Source organism: Acinetobacter sp. 24-47-47 (assembly GCF_057737035.1).
The window spans coordinates 2,631,719-2,652,554 of the sequence record NZ_CM173216.1 but is presented as its reverse complement, the minus strand read 5'-3'; the positions used below and the strand labels follow the sequence as shown (position 1 = coordinate 2,652,554).

Annotated in this window: 16 protein-coding genes; 10 read left to right on the top strand and 6 right to left on the bottom strand. The window is 38.9% G+C overall.

Annotated features, from left to right (window positions below):
- Window positions 1-23 precede the first annotated feature (23 nt).
- Window positions 24-1,544, bottom strand: a complete 1,521-nt coding sequence (locus tag AC1M9E_RS12405; protein WP_035264193.1) for a catalase — start codon at window positions 1,542-1,544, stop codon at window positions 24-26.
- 426 nt (window positions 1,545-1,970) lie between these two features.
- Window positions 1,971-4,208: a fatty acid desaturase gene (locus tag AC1M9E_RS12400; protein WP_488224830.1), complete on the bottom strand. Its 2,238-nt coding sequence runs from the start codon at window positions 4,206-4,208 to the stop codon at window positions 1,971-1,973.
- A 109-nt stretch (window positions 4,209-4,317) separates the two neighbouring features.
- Here AC1M9E_RS12400 and AC1M9E_RS12395 point away from each other — a divergent pair, with 109 nt between their 5' ends.
- The 6 genes from AC1M9E_RS12395 (at window position 4,318) to AC1M9E_RS12370 (ending at window position 12,710) form a co-directional block, all read left to right on the top strand.
- The gene (locus AC1M9E_RS12395; protein WP_481607302.1) at window positions 4,318-5,334 is read left to right on the top strand and encodes an AraC family transcriptional regulator; all 1,017 of its coding nucleotides are present in this window, start codon (window positions 4,318-4,320) and stop codon (window positions 5,332-5,334) included.
- 151 nt (window positions 5,335-5,485) lie between these two features.
- Window positions 5,486-7,135: an acyl-CoA dehydrogenase family protein gene (locus tag AC1M9E_RS12390; protein WP_481607303.1), complete on the top strand. Its 1,650-nt coding sequence runs from the start codon at window positions 5,486-5,488 to the stop codon at window positions 7,133-7,135.
- A 207-nt stretch (window positions 7,136-7,342) separates the two neighbouring features.
- The gene (locus AC1M9E_RS12385) at window positions 7,343-8,512 is read left to right on the top strand and encodes an efflux RND transporter periplasmic adaptor subunit (protein ID WP_481607304.1); all 1,170 of its coding nucleotides are present in this window, start codon (window positions 7,343-7,345) and stop codon (window positions 8,510-8,512) included.
- Complete coding sequence (locus AC1M9E_RS12380; RefSeq protein WP_481596207.1) at window positions 8,512-10,425, top strand: ABC transporter permease; 1,914 nt, start codon at window positions 8,512-8,514, stop codon at window positions 10,423-10,425. The genes AC1M9E_RS12385 and AC1M9E_RS12380 overlap by 1 nt, the downstream gene beginning before the upstream one ends.
- Window positions 10,426-10,746: 321 nt before the next feature.
- A complete protein-coding gene (locus AC1M9E_RS12375; RefSeq protein WP_488224829.1) occupies window positions 10,747-12,306 on the top strand; it encodes a MoaF-related domain-containing protein in 1,560 nt (519 codons plus the stop codon).
- Window positions 12,307-12,524: 218 nt separating this feature from the next.
- A complete protein-coding gene (locus tag AC1M9E_RS12370) occupies window positions 12,525-12,710 on the top strand; it encodes a DUF7230 family protein (protein WP_035264181.1) in 186 nt (61 codons plus the stop codon).
- A gap of 266 nt (window positions 12,711-12,976) precedes the next feature.
- Here the strand turns inward: AC1M9E_RS12370 and ptsP are convergent, their stop codons facing one another.
- Together ptsP and AC1M9E_RS12360 are read right to left on the bottom strand one after the other, a co-directional pair.
- Window positions 12,977-15,271 (bottom strand): phosphoenolpyruvate--protein phosphotransferase, encoded by a 2,295-nt coding sequence (gene ptsP, locus AC1M9E_RS12365; protein ID WP_481587333.1) that lies wholly within the window; start codon window positions 15,269-15,271, stop codon window positions 12,977-12,979.
- 98 nt (window positions 15,272-15,369) lie between these two features.
- Window positions 15,370-15,840 carry an RNA pyrophosphohydrolase gene (locus AC1M9E_RS12360; protein WP_035264177.1) on the bottom strand — a complete coding sequence of 157 codons (471 nt, stop codon included), beginning with the start codon at window positions 15,838-15,840 and terminating at the stop codon, window positions 15,370-15,372.
- 183 nt (window positions 15,841-16,023) lie between these two features.
- Between AC1M9E_RS12360 and AC1M9E_RS12355 the strand changes: the two genes are divergently transcribed.
- The gene (locus AC1M9E_RS12355) at window positions 16,024-16,674 is read left to right on the top strand and encodes an HAD family hydrolase (protein WP_481587332.1); all 651 of its coding nucleotides are present in this window, start codon (window positions 16,024-16,026) and stop codon (window positions 16,672-16,674) included.
- Window positions 16,675-16,858: 184 nt separating this feature from the next.
- Complete coding sequence (locus AC1M9E_RS12350) at window positions 16,859-17,110, top strand: DUF2789 family protein (protein WP_035264173.1); 252 nt, start codon at window positions 16,859-16,861, stop codon at window positions 17,108-17,110.
- A 68-nt stretch (window positions 17,111-17,178) separates the two neighbouring features.
- On the opposite strand, the gene AC1M9E_RS12345 is transcribed toward AC1M9E_RS12350, so the two are convergent.
- Together AC1M9E_RS12345 and AC1M9E_RS12340 are read right to left on the bottom strand one after the other, a co-directional pair.
- Entirely contained in the window at window positions 17,179-18,036 is an 858-nt protein-coding gene (locus AC1M9E_RS12345) for a LysR family transcriptional regulator (RefSeq protein ID WP_035264171.1), read from the bottom strand.
- A gap of 131 nt (window positions 18,037-18,167) precedes the next feature.
- Window positions 18,168-18,404: a DUF2061 domain-containing protein gene (locus tag AC1M9E_RS12340; protein ID WP_035264169.1), complete on the bottom strand. Its 237-nt coding sequence runs from the start codon at window positions 18,402-18,404 to the stop codon at window positions 18,168-18,170.
- 234 nt (window positions 18,405-18,638) lie between these two features.
- On the opposite strand from AC1M9E_RS12340, the gene leuC reads away from it, so the two are divergent.
- Complete coding sequence (leuC, locus tag AC1M9E_RS12335; protein ID WP_481607306.1) at window positions 18,639-20,087, top strand: 3-isopropylmalate dehydratase large subunit; 1,449 nt, start codon at window positions 18,639-18,641, stop codon at window positions 20,085-20,087.
- Window positions 20,088-20,101: 14 nt separating this feature from the next.
- Window positions 20,102-20,752 carry a 3-isopropylmalate dehydratase small subunit gene (gene leuD / locus AC1M9E_RS12330; protein ID WP_179998723.1) on the top strand — a complete coding sequence of 217 codons (651 nt, stop codon included), beginning with the start codon at window positions 20,102-20,104 and terminating at the stop codon, window positions 20,750-20,752.
- The last annotated feature ends 84 nt before the right edge of the window (window positions 20,753-20,836 follow it).

Here is a 20,836-nt window from a genome sequence, read left to right as displayed (position 1 = left end):
CGGTTTTTTTATGGAGATATTAATTAAAGTAAGCCTGGATTTCCTTGTGCTGGGTCAGTTGCACGTGCAGCCTGTGCATCAGCTACGGTCATGCCTAATGCTTTTGCAACACCCTCGCCATATGCTGGGTCACAAGCATAGCAGTTACGAATATGACGATACTTAATGAAATCTAATGCATCGCCCATTGCTGCGGCTGTATTGTCAAATAAAGCCTGTTTTTGCTGATCATTCATGAGATTGAATAATGCGCGTGGTTGACTGAAATAGTCATTGTCATCTTCGCGGTAATCCCAGAAATCTGCCGCACCAGAAATTTTTAATGGTGGCTCTTTATATTGTGGCTGTTCCTGCCATTGGCTGAAACTATTTGGTTCATAGTGTGGCAAAGCACCATAGTTACCATCAGTACGACCTTGACCATCGCGACGGTTTGAGTGAACAGGGCAACGTGGTGCATTCACTGGAATTTGATAATGGTTAACACCAACACGGTAGCGTGCAGCATCTGCATAGTTGAACAGACGTGCTTGAAGCATACGGTCAGGTGAGAAGCTGATGCCTGGCACTAAGTTACTTGGGGCAAAGGCAGCTTGTTCTACGTCTTGGAAGTAGTTTTCAGGGTTACGATTAAGTTCGAATTCACCGACTTCGATCAAAGGATAGTCCCCTTTAGGCCATACTTTGGTTAAGTCAAATGGGTGATATGGAACTTTCTCTGCATCTAGCTCAGGCATGATTTGGACGTACATTTTCCATTTCGGGAAATCACCACGTTCAATCGCATCAAATAAGTCAGTTTGAGAACTTTCGCGATCTTTCGCAATAATCGCTTCAGCTTCTGCATCAGTTAAATTCTTAATGCCTTGTTGCGTGCGCATATGGAATTTAACCCAGAAGCGTTCGTTGTTGGCATTAATGAAACTGAAGGTATGGCTACCAAAACCATGCATGTGACGGTAACCATCTGGGATACCTCGGTCTGACATGACAATCGTCACTTGATGTAATGCTTCTGGAAGTAAAGTCCAAAAATCCCAGTTGTTGGTTGCACTACGTTTGTTGGTTTTAGGATCGCGTTTAACTGCTTTGTTTAAGTCAGGGAACTTACGCGCATCACGTAAGAAGAAAACTGGAGTGTTATTACCTACTAAATCCCAGTTACCTTCTTCAGTGTAGAATTTCATTGCGAAACCGCGGATATCACGTTCAGCATCTGCTGCACCACGTTCGCCAGCAACTGTAGAGAAGCGCACAAAAATATCGGTTTTTTTACCGATTTCAGAGAATAATTTAGCGCGAGTATATTGCGTAATATCATGGGTAACAGTGAAGGTACCAAATGCCCCAGAACCTTTCGCGTGCATACGACGCTCAGGAATCACTTCACGAACGAAGTTGCCTAATTTTTCATTCAGCCATAAATCTTGTGCAAGTAAAGGACCACGTGCACCTGCTGTCATACTGTTTTGGTTGTCTACTACAGGAGCACCAGCATCAGTTGTTAAGTGGGTGACAGGACATTTTTTTGAGTCATCGCTCATATTCATTCTCCATTTATAATATATGCCTTTCTTGATGGTTGGCTGAGCATTCACTTTTATAAGTTCTAGCGCCTCCAATATCAGAGACATGAACCGTTTTGTTCGATCATTCTAAAGCAACATTGTGACAAGAATGTGTGTTTTATTGAGTTTACAAATTCATCATAAATCATGATGCGTTCAATTGGAGTGTTTAATTTGTAAATAAAATTCCAATTACCCTCATATAAATTAAGGGTTTATTTGAATATTCACCAATAGAATATTTGGTTCAAGTTAAAAGGATTTAACGATGATTTACAGTAAGGTTTTGGTTGTGTAATTTTTGGATATGAATCATAAGTTTGGTTGTTTAAGTGTTTGAATCTTACTGTCATGAAGCATTGCATGATTACTTCATGACGGCGATTAACTTAAGAATCTTTGTTAAACATCAAGCACAATGATTGGTGAGCGAGCCACAGTGTTGCATAGGGTAATGCGATGTTGAATAGTGGATGAATTAACTTCTAATTGAGTTTGACCTTCCAATTTAGTGCATACACAGGCTTTGCATAAACCTTGTCGACAACCGCTTGGCAGTTTTAGTCCAGCCCAACGCGCGGCTTCAAGTAAAGTGACATTCCCTTCAATATCGATACTTTTATTACTTTTTTTGAAAATCACTCGACGTGTAACACCATCAGACTCAAAACTGAGAGGAGCAGGTTTAAAATTTTCTGTGTGAAATGCTGCTGCTTTAACGCCTGCTTGAATAAGTTGTTGGCGAGCAGAATCGATTAATGCTTGAGGGGCGCAGGCATATACGTGTTGGCATTTAAAATCTCGAATATAAGGTTGGAAAATTTCAAGACTAAAACGTCCTTGTCGTAAATCAGATGTCGACTCGTTCTGAACTTTGGAGCAGATGAAGTGAACATTCAAATTCGAATGCCCCGCGATTTGACGAATCTCATTTTCAAACAAAATAGAGTTTTCATCGTGGTTAAAGTAAAACAAATGAGCTTCAGCTTTACTTTCGATACGCTGATATTTTCTTAACATACTTAAAATTGGTGTAATACCGACTCCTGCTGCGATAAAGATTAACTTCGGCGGGAGGGCGTCTAAAACAAAATCAGGTGTAGATTGTGGTGGACTTACAATCGTCACCTCTGTATTTACAGGAACATGATCATGAATATAGTGAGAAACGATGCCCGCAGGTGTACGTTTCACTGCTATTTCAAAATAGCCATCTGCGCTTTGGCTTTCATGCAATAAGCTGTATTGACGAATATAAGTTTGCCCATTTATTTCAAAGCTTAATGAAATAAATGCACCTGCCTGCCATTTTAAATGTTCCCAGCCTTGAGGCTTGCTCATTTTGAGTGTTTTGACTTGACCATTAAGCTGTATTTCGACTTGTATAACTTTTGTCGACGCATTATAGAACTGTGGCTTGTGTAAATATGTCATGGTTGAGAGTGGCTGATATTGAATTCCTCGTTTGATACGTTTTAATAATTCTTTTGGTCGAATGAGTAATTTGAAAGGGTTATTTTTTTCTTGATTACCAAAAGGTAGAGTTCTTTTAATGAGGCTGAGCGGTATCGCTGGAATCAGCTTTTCCATGGGTGAATTGTGATAAGGCAAATGATATTTTTCACAAATACTACGTACTACAGCTTTGATTTGTCTTTGACGATTACATGCTAAATCTGGAAATAAATGATGCTCAAGATGTGTATCTAATCCGCCATAAAAGATTTCAAATGGAGGTGGATTTGGATACGGGACCTCATCATCAAGGATTTTTTTGAGAAACTGATCCAGCGGTGCATATGGGATAAAATTGGTGGTACTTTTAATCTGTCGTATGAAATATTCTTCTTGCGTCTCATCAGGTCCAGGATCTGAATAAAGCTCCAAATTTTCAGCGTGATGTTCTAAGAAGAGGATATGAAGTAAAAAACCATAGCCTATCGTTGTTGTAAGATAATTTCCGATAAAAACAGGTAATTTTTTTGACCATTTTGCAGCGACTGGTGCTTCAATAAACTGTTTTTGAGCATGAGCTTTTATGAGACGAAGTGATTGAGTAAAGGTTTCTTTGGAAAGGATTTTTCGACCTTCTGTACGTGCTGCTGATGTGGCTGTATAGAGTGTGAAATAGTAGGATGGAGTGATCATCAGCGCACTGTAAATCAGCAATTGAACACTGTGATGCCCATACCAGCTTTGACCTGCCAAGCTTCTTAAAAAGGAATACCCTAAATCATGATCTTTGCCAACGATGTTGGTAAATGGATGATGATTTTGATGATGCATGACGCGCCATTCACGAGGATCAGTCACAAAGTCCCATACCCAGCGTTCTGAGTGAAACTCGGTTGCTTGGGGGAGGTGATCATAACTTCCGTGCATGATGTTATGACCGAGCTCTGAAAATTCGAGTAGGGTGTGTAAACAACCCAGAATAATGCCCCGTCCCCAAGATTCTAAACTTACACATTCACGAATAAGTTGATCACTGCGTAATTTTATAGCCTTTGAATATGCAGCAACATTTCGAATATGATCAATATCTTGGTCGTTCATCTCGGCTTTGGTTTTTTGATATAACGCCGTGAGTTCATTGACCAGGCTTTGCTGTTCCTCAGCAAGATTGGCATACATGTTCATAAAAATTCCATTTTCTTTTTTTATGAATATAAGAGATTGAATTCACTTGTAGAATGATCATTAAACAGTTAAATTTGACATTAGATGACAAATAAAAACGCGAATAATGATGCTTAATTCATGGAAGTTTTTAAGGGAAGCGAATACAGCTCGGGTACTATGTCATGTTGCAGAAAGCTACGGTATTACTTTTGAGCAATGCCTAGAAAATACACAACTGACGAAACAGGATCTTTATCAAGAAAATTTTGAAATCCAAGAGCGAAATGAATTACAGATCATCAGAAATATTATGAATCTAATCTCTGATGAACATCCCATTGCGCTCGAAGCTGGGCTTCGACATCACACCACCACATTAGGGGCTTGGGGATTTGCAATTTTAAGTAGTGCCAATGTCAGAGAAGCGTTGTTGATTGCGATACGGTATCTAAAATTAGGTGCAATTTTTTCTGATGTGGCTTTGCAAGAAGATGGTGAATTTACACATTTAAATTTATTTCATCATGACCTAAGTGCTGATATGCAATTATTTATTTTAGAAAGAGATATTGCGACCATCATCACACTTCAAAATGACATTCTTGGTGCTCAATTACCATTTCAGATAGATTTAGCGATGACCAAGCCTTGCTATGCAAATCAGATAGAAGAATTAACTGGTTATCCTATTTTCTATGAGAAACCACAAAGTCGAATCACGATTCAATCTGAATTGTTGCTTACCCCATTGCGTCAAGCTGATGACTTCACTTTTATGCGTTACCAAAAAGAGTGTGAGCATGTATTTCGACGCCGAAAAAGCTTAGGGGACTATAGTAAAAAAATACGCGAGTTTTTATTAAAGAATGCATCACAAATGCCGACGATTGAAGATATATCCAAAGCTTTAGCTGTCAATATTCGTACCATTCAGCGCAATTTAGCCAATGAAGGGATTACGTTTCACCAATTGGTTAAAAATTTACGTGAGGATTTGGCAGATGATTTATTGCTGGGTACTGATCTCACAATAGATCAAATTTCTGAACGGTTGGGTTATGCAGAAGTATCTGTTTTTTCTAGAGCATTCAAGCGCTGTAAGGGTATGCCACCAGCAAAATATCGAAAGATGATGCAACAATAGCAGAACACAATACTGAGATCATATTAAGACGTTAATAAAAATTTAATGACAATTCAGGTCATCATTTGCACTAGATAATCTACTTTCAAAAGCTATACTCGATAAGATAAATAATGAAGTTATAGATAAAAATTCCAAAGAGGGTGCGTTTATGTCGGCATGGATGACACATCAAATACATAATCAATTTGATGAGCTTCAAGATTACAATCTATATACAACAGATCCAATCTTACAAGAAATCTTACAGCGTTATGGCAGTAGAAACTCAGTCCATTTAAGTGAGTTTGGCGCAGTCGTAGGTTGTGAAAGCTTTTATCACCATGCTGATCTTGCCAATAAACATCCTCCTATTTTACATAGTTTTGATGCTCGAGGCAGGCGGGCAGATTTTGTTGAATTTCATCCTTCATGGCACAAATGGATGGCGTTAAATCGTAAATATGCGGTTCATGCACATCCTTTTCTAAATTTCACTCAAGAATCTGGTTGGGTGGATTGGGCAGCAAAATTCTTCCTCAGTGGTCAAGTGGAGTGTGGAAACTTATGTCCAAACTCAATGACCTTGGGCAGCATTCCATTGATTCAAAAAGAACCTGAGCTGTGGAAAAAGCTAGGAGATAAACTTTTATCCACTGAATATGATGAACGCGATTTACCGATTGCTCAGAAAAAATCGATTTGGATTGGAATGGGCATGACTGAAAAGCAGGGGGGTTCTGATGTGCGTGCTAATGAAACGACAGCTGTTCCAGTTGGGCGGTCTGGAAGAGGACAAGCCTATTTACTAACTGGGCATAAATGGTTTTTTTCAGCACCTATGTGCGATGCACATTTGGTTGTTGCTAAAACTGAGCATGATGGATTGGCGTGTTTCTTTGTTCCGCGTTGGTTGGAAGATGGCACAAAAAATGCGATTCATATTCAACGACTCAAAGAGAAGGTTGGAAATCGCAGCAACTCCAGCTCTGAGGTCGAATTTAAAGAAGCTTGGGGCATTATGATGGGGGAGGCTGGACGCGGCATTCCAACGATTATTGAAATGGCGAATTATACCCGATTAACGTGTGCGGTAGGTTCAAGTGGCATTATGCGTCAGGCCCTAGTACAAAGCATTGCCTATACTCGTCAACGTCAAGCATTTGGTAAGAGACTCATTGAGCAGCCATTAATGCGGTCTGTGCTCACAGATCTTGCTTTAGAAACTGAAGCGGCAGTGCAGTTGAGTTTCCATTTGGCTCATTGTTATGAACATGACAGCGAACTTTGTTTGGCATGGAAACGTATCATGACACCAGCAGCAAAATTTTGGATCTGTAAAAGAGCAGTAGAGATGACTGGTGAAATGATGGAAGTTTTCGGTGGCAATGGCTACGTTGAACATGGCATCATGGCTCGTCTCTTTAAAGAAGCACCTGTGAACACTATTTGGGAAGGGTCAGGTAATGTCATGTGTCTCGATGTGCTTCGTGCTATTTCACGTGATCCTGAATCAATCGAGCATTTATTTAAAGATTTAGCATCTACTGCAAGTCACGACAAAATACTTAATGAAGAGTTGCAGGGACTGTTTAGATTATTTCATCAGGAACCTGATGATTTACAATTTATGGGGAGAAGCTTAGTCAGTCGTTTGGTTGTGCTCTCTCAAGCAGTATTGCTGAAACGTTATGCACCAGATTTTATTGCCAATGCTTTTATTGCGACGCGGTATCAAAAATTTCATGGTCAAGTGGTGGGAATGCTTGATCCTAAACAAGTAGATGTGACCTCAATTTTAAATCGAGCATTTGCCGCTTAATTATTGTCCAAAACCCTTTTCTGATAGACAGCCAACACATAGATGCGGTTGGCTGTTATCGATACATAAAAATAAATAAGTACGACAGTGTGAAAAAATAGAATTCACTAGAATCGTGTCATTAAAAATTTTTAAATTTTGATCATATTAAAGTGAATAAAACATGTTGATCAAAAGTTATCTCCTCAATAAAGATTATTCGTCATTATGCACATGCAAAAAAAATCAAAAAAATTAAAGTATTTTTTGGTCTTAGTGGTATTGGTTGCTTTAGCTCTTTCTGTTTATTTCTATATTCAGTCACAAAAAAAGCAGCCAGAACCGCAGACCGTTGAAGTCACTCAAGGTGATCTAACGCAGATTGTTAAAGCCACAGGTGAAATTTATGCATCTGATATTGTCTCCGTGGGTGCACAAGTCTCAGGTCAAATTCAAAAGCTGTATATCAAGTTAGGACAGGATGTAAAAAAAGGCGAATTAATCGCTGAAATTGACTCGACAACACAGTTGGACAAGCTCAATACCAGTAAAGCCGAACTTGAAGCTGCGAAGGCAGACTTGGCAGCGAAACGTGTCACTTTACAAACTTTAAAACAAAACTATCAGCGTAAATTAACCTTATACAAAGCTGAAGCAGGCTCTCGTGAAGAGCTCGAACAGGCGAATAATCAGCTTAAACAAGCGATTGCAGATGTTGAGTCAAATGAATATCGGCTGAAACAATTACAGATTAATGTGAATACAGCACAAACTGAATTGGGCTACACACAGATTCGCTCTCCATTGACGGGTACCGTGGTTTCCATGCCTGTTGAAGCTGGTCAAACCATTAACTTTGCACAAACGACACCTTTGATCGCGACGATCGCCAACTTGAATAAGATGGAAATCCGAATGCAGGTCGCAGAAGGTGACTACACTAAATTAAAAGAAAACATGCCAGTTAAATTTAGCACCTTGGCAGACCCCAATGTGAAATTAGATGGTGTGATTCAAAGTATTGATCCTGCTTTAACGACCCTGACCAAAGGAACTTACGACGATAAAAATGAAAATGCGAATGCAGCAGTGTTCTACTATGCAAGAATGTTGGTGGACAACCCTGAGCGTAAACTCAGTATCGGTATGACAACCCAAAATGACATTATTGTAAATCAAAAAAAGAATGTGCTGAAAATTCCGAAAACAACGGTGATTGGATATGGATCAGATGCCATGGTTTACCTCTATCAACCTGATACAAAACCTCAACCAAGAAAAGTCGTGACTGGAATTTCTGACTCAAATGATATTGAAATCAAGTCTGGTTTAAAGTTGGGTGAAAAAATTTTGGCAGAGGCACCTGACGATAGTGCGAATACATCAGGCGATACTTAATGAGTTTGATTGAACTAAAAAAAATAAATAAATTTGTAGGTCCAGAAAATAATCAACAACACATCCTAAAAGATGTCAGTCTCAGTATTGAACAGGGTGAGTTTATTTCGATTATTGGGCAATCAGGTTCAGGTAAGTCTACTTTAATGAATTTACTTGGATGTTTGGATCAAGCCTCTTCAGGACAGTTTCTGTTTCGTGGACAAGATATTTCCTTATTGAATAATGATGAGCTTTCATCGTTACGTTTAAAAAGTTTTGGGTTTGTGTTCCAACGCTATAATTTATTGAATGCTTTATCTGCTTTAGAGAATGTCGCCTTGCCCGCGATTTATTCAAATTTGAATGCAGAAAACCGTGCGGATCGAGCACTGCAACTTTTAGCTCAGCTCGGTTTAGCTGATAAGAGTGACAATAAACCCAATGAAATGTCGGGTGGACAGCAGCAACGAGTCAGTATTGCCCGCGCGCTTATGAATGGTGGTGAGGTTATTTTAGCCGATGAACCCACAGGCGCTTTGGATTCTGAAAGTGGTGAAATGGTCTTGCAAATTTTGGAAGATCTACACCGTCAAGGGCATACGATTATTTTAGTTACTCATGATAAAAGTATTGCAGAACGTGCAGATCGTGTCATTGAAATTAAAGATGGACGCATTCTTTCGGATACGCAGCGTAAATCTTTAGGGCAAGTTTCTCCATCAAAAGTTTTTCATGCGGACATGAAATTCAGCTTTGTTTCCCAAGTGTATGAAGCGATGAAAATGTCTTTGCACTCAATTTTCGCCAATCGTTTAAGGTCATTTTTGACCATGCTAGGGATTATTATTGGCATTTGCTCAGTCACCATTGTCATTGCGATTGGTAATGGAGCAAAAGAAAAATTTTTGAATGATTGGGGGGGATTGAAAACAGCAACACTTGAGATTTATCCAGGGGGAACAGCTTTAGCTGCATCTGCCAGCCGTTTAAATATGGACGATTTAAATGCACTCAATGAGATGAAAGAAATTATCCATGTTTCTCCACATGTCAGTTTAAGTGGGAACATGATTTATCAAAATCGTAATATTGATGTGAGTGCAACAGGTGCAGATGGTTTTTATTTAAAAATTAGAAACATGAAAGTTCAATATGGTCGCTTTTTTACACAGAGCGATGTTGAACAGCGTTCCCAAATCGTAGTGATTGATAAGCAAGCTGCTGAAAAGTTATTTGGACAGCAAAAATTAGCTTTAGGTAAAACAGTGTTATTTAATAAGCGTTCTTATGAAGTTGTTGGAATCGCTGAACCTCAATATAGCTCAGGTTCTTCACAAATTTGGATGCCTTATAATGTATTGATGTCACAAATTTCAAGTAGTGATAATGTCAATCTGCTGACTGCGGTACTACATCAAAATACTGACTCAGTGAAAGCCGAAAAGAAAGTGAGGCAACTATTGATTGCTCGTCATGGTGTGGAGGATTTTGATATATATAACAGTGATGAGTCTATGAAGTCCTTTGAAAAATATTTAGGAACGATGACTTTCTTTATTTCTGCAGTAGCCTTTATTTCATTGGTCGTAGGTGGCGTTGGTGTGATGAATATCATGCTCGTTTCTGTGACCGAGCGAATTAAGGAAATTGGCTTACGAATAGCAGTTGGTGCTCGCCAAAGTGATGTGCAGGCTCAGTTTTTGATTGAATCTGCAGTTTTATGTTTAATTGGTGGCGTTATTGGTGTTGCGATCGCCTTGATCGCCAGTTTTATTTTTAATGCGATTAGCTCAGATTATAAGATGGTATTTTCATGGTCAGTTGCTATTATCGCACTGCTATTTTCAACACTGGTTGGTTTGATCTTTGGTTATATGCCCGCTAAACGTGCTGCAAACTTAAAACCAATTGAAGCCTTAGCCCATGAATAAGAAAAAATTAGAGATGGCTGTTCAGTGAGTATTGTCTGTATTAACAGGTATTCAAAGTTCAAGATACTAAAGTTAACATTTTTTATCGTGGAATTTATTGTTGCAAATCAGTCTAATATTTTAACTGTAAATTCGATTTTTTTACTTACTAAACCGTAAGTACTTCTCATCCTTCTTCTACCTCAATAAGCTTTAAATTCGTCTTGTTGCACTGCCACATCCGCAGTATGACGAGGGGAAATATGGCACTTTTGCTTTAAAGCTTATTTAAAAAATAAAGATCAATAAGAACCATAGATAAATTTATCTCATGAGGCTGATATGACAAAACTCCTAACCACTAGTTTATTTGTGACCACCATTGCTTTAAGTGGCTGTAATGATTCTGATGATAAAAGTCCAAAAGATTCATCAAATCCATCTCCACTCACTTTGCAGACTTATACTCCTGGAGAGGATGCTGTTTTTGCCGTTGCATCAACTTTAATTTCAGGAAAAAAAGATGCTATTTTGGTCGATGCTCAATTTCAGAATCAATACGCTAAAGACGTAGTCAATCTGATGAAGAAATCAGGTAAAAATTTAAAATATATTTATATTTCGCATAGTGACCCTGACTATTATTTTGGAACCAATGAAATTTTAAAAGCATTTCCAAATGCTAAGGTTGTTTCAACCGCGCAGACAGCCTATTTAATACAAGCCTCTAAAGAAGATAAGTTATCAGTTTGGCAGCCACAATTAGCAAAAAGCGATGCCCCTAAAAAGATTATTATTCCTGAAGCCTTAAATTCAGGATATATGGAATTAGATGGGCAAAAGATTCAAGTCCAACTTGATCCAGAAGATTCCGCACATAGTTTCCTATGGATTCCAAGTTTAAAAACGGCATTGGGTGGTATTTCGGTCGCTTATGGTGAGCATTTGTGGATGGCCGATACCAATGGTGTGCAAGGGATCGATCTTTGGAAGAAGCAACTTGATAAAATACTGAGTTTAAATCCTAAAAAAGTGATCCCAAGTCATTATGTAAAAAGTGACTTTTCACCTAAGCCATTGGATTGGATTAAAGGGTATTTAACGAACTTTAAAACAGCAGTTACTGAAAATCAAAGCTCGGAAGGGATTTTTGGATATATGAAAGCAAAGTATCCAGATCTTGAGTCGAGTGAAGAAGTGCTAAAAATGTCTGCACAAGTATTTGCCAAAGAAACCGATTGGAAAGTTGCATCTCCTTATCCGCCAATAGGACAAAAAATTCAAGTCGATTTTACGAGTTTGAAATTTGATCTTGATGTCAAAGACCATCAAAACCTAACTTTTACAGGTGCCGGTGGCGCAGTTGGGCCAGATCTTTCTGAAGCGGTAAAATACACACCTGTTGAGATTGCTAAAAATATTTTTATGGTTTATTGGCATGAGGATAAATCAGGAGATAAGGTCGTTCATATTCAAGATTATAATCGAGATATCGTTTACACCAACATTGCTGGGAATGATGGAACAATTCATCTTAAAGGCAAAATACTAGGCGTCAAAGGTGTAATCAAGGACATCGGTTTACAACAAGCATTGAACAAACCATTCTTCGCTATTGGACAGACTTTGGCGTTAAACATCAATGGTCAAACGCAGCGTCTTGAATTCAAAGACCAAAGTCTTTTAAATATCACATCAGGACAAAATACATCTGCCAATATTGAATATTTAGCCACACAGGTTGGACCTGAGCAGTTTATGGTGTATTGGACAGATGATGCGACTAAAGAAAATGTTGTACTGATCATCGATCAAAAGCAAAAGATCATTTACCAAAATATCGCAATGCCAGATGGAAAATTTAATCATCATCGAGGTACATTTAGTCTTCTACCGAAATAATGAAGATTTAGTCCTTTCTATGCTGAGTAAGAGTACCTTCGGGTGCTCGAGTTTTTGATCAATTTAACATAGAAAAATGGCAGAGCTAATCTTAAACATTGTATGCATTCGATGAATGTCATTGAAAAAACCATTATGAATTTGCTTGTATAATGTACAAAAAAGCGTAATATCGCTTTCCCATCATGAAGGATGGATAAACTGAAGGTGATTAAAAAATGGCAAAGAAAAAAGCGTTGCCAGAAGTTGTGATTCACAACTTTGTGGCAAAACATATGCATGAAGTCAACAAAAGCCAAGTTTTTGTAGATCGTAAGAAAAATGCAAAACGTGGCTATAGCAAGCACAAAAAAGGGAGATATTCGAATGATTATCTCCCTTTTTTTATATGCCTAAACACGTGAAGGTTAGTCTGCTCCACCACTACTTCCACCATAATCTATATCTACATATGATGATTCGCTCATTTGGTGTTCAGAATTCATCGTTCAACCATGATCTAGCGTATAATTTGAAATAGGTTTATTGGGTCTTGAACTACTTTTTAATTTACTAACATATAAATGAAATAGAATTACCGAGATCGCTACGATCAACATGAAGATTAAAAAAAAAAGCCAATTGATTATGTTGTTACTCAGCTCTTTCTCTGCTTAAACCGAGATTCATATTAGGCATTTACAATACGATTCGATTTCACCATATCCGCTAAACCATGATGACGGAAATAATACTCCATCCAACTTTTCACAATGAGTGGATTACTCATTTTCACCACTTCATCCAAAAGTGTTTGCGCATCGACCATTGGAACATGACAAATTGCTTTACGGACTCTGAGAATATTGCTCGAACTCATTGAAAGCGTATTAAAGCCCATTGCCATCAGTAAAATTGCTGAGAGTGGATCGCCAGCCATTTCACCACAAATACTGACAGGTTTGTCATATTTATGACACTCTTGAACTAAGCGTTGCAATGCTCGAAGCACTGAGGGATGGAAGTGAGAATAAACACTCGATACACGTGGGTTATTACGGTCGACTGCCAACAAATATTGGATTAAATCATTCGAACCCACAGAGAAGAAATCAACTAATTCTGCAAACTCACCAATTTGGAGTAAAACACTAGGTACTTCCACCATGATGCCAATCTTAGGACGATTAATTTTAACTTGTTCTTCTTCCTGAACCGCAGCTAAGTCACGCTCAATAATATAAAGCGCTTCTTCTACTTCACTGACGCTGGTGATCATTGGCAGCAAAATATGCAAATTATTCAAGCCGACACTGGCTTTTAACATCGCACGAATTTGTGAAGAGAAAATCTCAGGATGATCCAAGGTAAAACGAATCCCTCTCCATCCTAATGCTGAGTTTTCTTCTTCTATTTCGAAATAAGGTAAATCTTTATCTGCACCAATATCCAAAGTACGCATCACGACTGGTTTATTGGCAAAGTGACTAAGTTGTTGACGGTAAATCGCTCGTTGCTCTTCTTCACCCGGGAAACGATCACGCAACATAAATGGAATTTCTGAACGATAGAGTCCGACACCTTTGGCACCACGTTGTACACCACGCACGACATCAATCATTAAACCTGTATTCACAAATAAGCGTACTGCAACACCATCAGGAGTGATGGCATCTTTGGTTTCATACTGTTTAAGATCTTTGGCTATTTGTTCTTCTTCTTTTTGGATGTCACGATAACGTTGACGTAAACGGCGTGGTGGATTGATAAATACACGTCCTTGATAGGCATCAACAATCATTTCCACATCATCAAGGGTAGTCACCGGAAGTTCGGTGACCCCAACGACTGTCGGTATACCCAAAGCACGTGCCACAATCACCATATGTGAATTGGCAGCCCCTTCAGACGTCACAATCGCTGCAATCTTATCGACAGGAAGTTCAACCAATGCTGCCGTACTGATTTCTTCACCCACAATGATACTGTCATTACTCAGTTCTCGGTGACTTAAATCATCTTCTTGAAGTGCTGCTAAAATGCGACGTCCAAGGTCTTTTAAGTCTGCAACACGTTCTCGTAAATAATCGTCTTCCATTTGTGCAAAGATTGCCACATGACGATCAATAACGTGTTTAACTGCACCTTGAGCCCAGTGACCATCACGGATTAACTCTTTGATTTCAGCAGGCAGGGCATTCTCATCCAACATTCTCAAGAATACGCTAAATAATGCACGTTCCTCAGACATCAAAGAATCTTGCATTTTTTCATCAAGTGATTGAATTTCTTGGCGAACTGAATCAACCGCATGATCAAGTAATTCAAGCTCTTCACTAATATCTTCAGCTTCGCGGTCAGGTACTGAACCTAAATCTGCGGGTGGATAAAGAATAAGTGCACGACCTAATGCAATACCACCTGCACCTGATGATCCTTGAAATGTTTTATAGGTTGGAGAATTATTTGGCTTACGGAAAACATCAATATTTCCAACTGCATGCGCATGGGCGATAACGCCAGAAAGTTGCGCACAAAGTGTGACTAAAAACGATTCAGCAGCTTCGCTAAAGTCTTGTGGTTCAGTATTTTGAACCACGAGAACACCCATGACTTTTCGACGATACATGACAGGAACGCCAAGGAAAGAGTTATAAATCTCTTCACCTGTTTCTGGAAAATACGCGAAACGCTCATGCTTAAACGCATTCTCGATATTGACGATTTCCTCACGTTGCCCAACGAGTCCGACCAAACCCTCACCCAGCTGCAGTGAGACATTGCCAATGGATTCAGCGTTTAAGCCTTTGGAAGCCATCAGAACGTAACGTTGGTTACGTTCATCAAGTAAATAAATAGAGCACACATCTACATGCATTGCTTCAGAAATTTGGTTGACCATAATTTCTAACGAATCATGCAAACTGACAGACGCATTGATTTCTTGGACAATGCGCCGTAAAGAGTCTAATTGCATGTTCGACATGTAGCGGTGCTCCTCTTAAAGGGATGTAATTATGGTGATTATTCAAATAGTCGAAATAAAAATCAAACATTTAAATTCAATGTTTAATATAAATCATGCTATGGCAGATGCATACACAATTCCAACATGGCACGACGGTAAACATCTTTTTTGAAGTTCACCACTTGGCCTAGTGGATACCAATAGCTGACCCATTGCCATTGATCAAACTCTGGCGGATCATTCAAGTTCAACTGAATATGATTCGTTGACGCGACTAATTTCAATAAAAACCATTTTTGCTTTTGTCCGATACACACAGGATCAGAATCTGATCTGATGTAGCGAAGTGGCAAACGATAATGTAACCAACCTTCGGTCTGAGCAATTATTTGGACGTGCTCCGGCAATAACCCGACTTCTTCACGGAGTTCCCTGAAAAGTGCCTGTTCTGGAGTTTCACCAAATTGGATGCCTCCTTGAGGAAATTGCCAAGCATTGTGACCAATGCGTTTTGCCCATAAAACTTGTCCAATATCATTTGCCAAAATGATCCCGACATTCGGTCGGAAACCTTCTGAGTCGATCATTTGGCACCTAAAATTTATTAAATTCGTTGACTTTGGGTTCGGGGGCATCCACTCTCTATGCCCAACTCGAAAAGTTCAAAGTAATAATGTTTTAAAATTGCTATGATCTTAACGAATTTCTATCGACTAGCGGAGATAGATTTACATTTTTTTTCTTAAATTTCAGTTTGAACGAGTAATTTCATGAAATTGGCGTTGTTTGATTTAGATCACACCTTGTTAAATACCGACTCTGACCATTCTTGGGGCGAGTTTTTAGTCAATGAAGGCTTGGTTGATCCAGTTCGACATCGCGCCATGAATGACAAATTTTATGAAGACTACAAAGCAGGACAACTTGATCCAATTGCCTACAACGAATTTGTATTTGAATTTTTAACGCAACATGACAATGAGTATTTGACCGACTTACATCAGCTTTTTATGCAAAAAGTGATTCGACCTCAAATGCGTCCTGAAGGTTATAAAGCGATTCAACGTCATCAAGATGCTGGGCATCAATTAGTAGGGATTACAGCAACATCAGATTTTATTACTGCACCTATTTTTCGTGAATTTGGTATTACAGAAATTATTGCAACCAATGCAGAAGTGGTTGATGGTAAATATACGGGTAAAGTCATTAATATTCCGTGTTATCAAAAAGGTAAATTGGCACGATTAGATCAATGGCTCGAGGGACGAGACGTTACTGAATCATGGGCATATTCAGACTCCATTAACGATCGATTCTTATTGGAATATGCGGATCATGCGATTGCAGTCAATCCAGATGATCGTCTTGAAGCATTGGCTAAAGAGCAGGGTTGGGATATCCAAGACTGGTCCATTTAAGACAGTTTTATTCTCAAAATTAAAAATTGCTAAAGCCATTGTATCAATGGCTTTTTTTCATTGATCAGCATTGAAATAACTTGAGATGAAATTCAGCATAAATTTACAGACGCTTTCATCGCTTGGTGATACCTTATGCGCAAACAACTAACTTAAAATTAATCAAAATCATAAGGAATACACGATGCTAAATGCAGAGCCAAGAATGACTAACTTATTTGAGCAATTAGGATTGGATTCTAGCGAGCAAGCTATTGCAGAATTTATTGAAACACATCAGTTAGAAGCTGAAACCTTTTTGACTGAAGCAAGTTTTTGGTCTGAAGGTCAACGTCAATTTTTGAAAGAAAAATTATGTTCAGATGGTTCATGGGCATTAATTATCGATCAGCTCAATGAGTCTTTACATGAAGATTCATTGAAGAAAAAAGCTTAAGTAGCTCACTTGTCTTAAAAAGTAAAAAGTCATCTGATTAGATGACTTTTAAATATCGAGTGCTGAAATTATTTCATTAAATCAACCAATGCTTTGGCTGCCTTAGATTGGGTGCGTCCCGGATGCCAAACCATACCCAATTGACGCTGCATTTCTAAATTAATATCCAGTCTGACCAGGTCTTGATTGACTAAAGTACTTGGCAAGACAGACCAACCTAACCCAATAGAAGCCAACATGCGAATGGATTCAAGCGGATTATTGCTCATGGACACTTTAGGTTTTAATCCATTTTTTTCAAATTCTGCAAGGGTGATCTGCGCTGTATATGTTTGAGCTGCAGGTAATAAACTTGGATACTGCATGAGATCTTCAAGGCTTAAATTTTTCATATTTGCCAATGGATGAAAAACTGCAGCAACGAAAACCAAAGGATCACTCCATAAAGGAACATATTTTAAACGTTCATCTAGGACAGGGGGTAAGGTTAAGAATGCCAGTTCAAGATCACCAGCTAACACTTTTTCATGCGCTTGTTCTGAATCTACAAAATGCACATCTAATGTCACATCAGGATATTGCTGAACATAGCTTTTTAAATGTTGCGGTAAATGATGTAATCCAATGTGATGGCTGGTACCAACTTTAAGCTTTCCTTTAATCTGATTTTGGTCGTGGCTTAAGGTGTGATGAATATCACCTAGTTCATTTAACCAATTTTTAACTTTTGGAAGCAGGGAATGAGCCGCATGGGTGGCTTGTACACCTCGGCCAGCAGATTCAAATAATTTGACACCAAAATAATCTTCTAAACTATGAATACGTTTGGTAACAGCGGGCTGAGTGATAAATAGTTGATCAGCTGCCATAGAAATCGAACCCGTTTCCATGACTTTTATAAAAGCTTCAAAGGCAGCAAGATTCATAATTTAAACTCGGTTATGAAAATATTATTTAATTATAAAATAAATTTATATCTATTGCGAAGTAATTCTTCATAAACTGTTGCAAAAAAAGCCGCATAGTGCGGCTTAGATGAGGAGGATCACAGGTGAAACTATGCGACGATATTTTCTTCCTGTTGTATCGTTTTTTTCTCCCACACGCGTTCGTGAATGAAATAAGCCACGGCTTGTACAGTAGGCTCAAGTAAACTCAAAGTAATTGCCATCCAAATGCTGCCTGTGACAAGGTAGCCTACAATCATGGCTACCGTAATGTGCATAATGTAGTAGCTTAATGTTTTTTTGAACATGCGTTGATTATCTTCAACAAATTTTTGAATATGTGCCATGTGAACATCCTCAGTTGGTGGTGATCTTGGAGATGTTTAAATGATAAGTATTCTTATTTAATCTGTAAAAGCGAATATTATTTTTAAATTAATCGTTTTTATAGATGGTTTTTGTGTTTAAATTGATTCTAAAAAGTTTTTAAACTAATAAAAATGATAAATTAGATTTATGTGAATAGGCCGTTATAATCGTAATTAATGACAGAATTACCCAGTCCAGTGGAGCAAATCGACATGGCAGGCGAAACCCAAAAAGCAGAAACTCAAACAAAAAAAACGTTGTACGATAAATTGTGGGACGATCATTTAGTTAAACAACGCGATGATGGTTCTTCTTTACTTTATATCGACCGTCACTTGTTGCATGAAGTGACTTCTCCACAAGCTTTTGAAGGCTTACAACTTGCAGGACGTAAACCTTGGCGTTTAAGTGCAAACGTGGCAACTCCTGACCATAACGTACCAACGTCTACGAAAGAGCGTTCTGAAGGGATTGCGGGGATCGAAGATGATACTTCACGTATCCAAGTGCAAACTTTAGATGATAACTGTAAAACATTTAATGTTGCACAGTTTGATATCAACGATGTCCGTCAAGGGATCGCACACGTTGTTGGACCTGAGCAAGGTTTAACTTTACCGGGTATGACGGTTGTTTGTGGTGACTCTCATACAGCGACGCATGGTGCGTTTGGTTGCTTGGCACACGGTATTGGGACATCAGAAGTTGAACATGTATTGGCAACGCAATGCTTAGTTCAAAAGAAAATGAAAAACATGTTGGTACGTGTTGACGGTAAATTAGGTCAAGGCGTAACACCAAAAGACGTGGTTTTAGCGATTATCGGTAAAATCGGTACAGCTGGTGGTACAGGTCATGCCATCGAATTTGGTGGTCAAGTATTCCGTGATATGTCGATCGAAGGTCGTATGACGGTGTGTAACATGGCAATCGAAGGCGGTGCCCGTGTAGGTATGGTTGCCGTTGATGAAAAAACCATTGAATACGTAAAAGGTCGTCCATACGCACCTAAAGGAGAGCAGTGGGATCAAGCTGTAGCTTATTGGAATACTTTACATTCTGATGAGGGTGCACACTTTGATACAGTTGTTGTATTACAAGGTGAAGAGATTGAGCCACAAGTGTCTTGGGGTACATCTCCTGAGATGGTGATTCCTGTATCTCAAGCAGTACCGACATTAGAACAAGCAAAAGATGATGTACAACGTAACGATTGGACACGTGCTTATCAATATATGGGCTTAACTGCGGGTCAAGCATTGTCTGATATTAAATTGGATCGCGTATTTATCGGTTCTTGCACCAACTCTCGTATTGAAGATATCCGTGCGGCAGCTGAAGTTGCAAAAGGCAAAAAAGTTGCAAGCACGATTAAGCAAGCGATGGTTGTTCCGGGTTCTGGCTTAGTCAAAGCACAAGCAGAAGCTGAAGGTTTGGATAAAATCTTAATTGAAGCTGGTTTTGAATGGCGTGAGCCGGGTTGCTCAATGTGTTTAGCAATGAACGCAGATAAATTACAACCGGGTGAGCACTGTGCATCAACATCAAACCGTAACTTCGAAGGTCGTCAAGGTAATGGTGGTCGTACGCATTTAGTGAGCCCAGCGATGGCAGCAGCAGCTGCAATTGCAGGTCACTTTGTTGATGTACGTTCATTCTAAGAGGAGCAAACAACATGAAAAAATATACCGTTGAACAAGGTATCGTTGCACCTTTAGACCGTGCCAATGTCGATACAGATTTAATTATTCCAAAACAGTTCTTGAAATCAATTAAGCGTACAGGTTTCGGCGCGAATTTGTTTGATGAATTACGTTATTTAGATGAAGGCTATTTGGGGCAAGACAACTCAAAACGTCCTTTGAATCCAGATTTTGAGTTGAACAAACCACGTTATCAAGGTGCTTCAATCTTGATTTCACGTTCCAACTTTGGTTGTGGTTCAAGCCGAGAACATGCGCCATGGGCTTTAGAAGAATATGGTTTTCGTACCGTAATCGCACCAAGCTATGCAGACATTTTCTACAACAACAGCTTTAAAAATGGCATGTTACCAGTGATCTTGTCTGAAGAGATTGTGGATCAATTATTCAAAGAGTGTGCAGCTCAAGAAGGTTATCAGTTAACGATTGATCTTGAAGCACAAGAAGTACGTACACCTACAGGCGAAGCATTTAAATTTGAAGTTGATCCATTCAGAAAGCACTGTTTGTTGAATGGTTTAGATGATATTGGTTTAACGTTACAAGCGGCAGAAGACATTCGTGCTTATGAGGAAAGAACTAAAGCTGTTCGCCCATGGGTATTCCAAGAAATCAAAGCGTAACTGATACTTAAAGCTATAGTGCTCTGATTCAAGTCTTGCTAATATCGGTGCAAAATTATTCTTTTAGTTTTGCGCCGTTTGGTG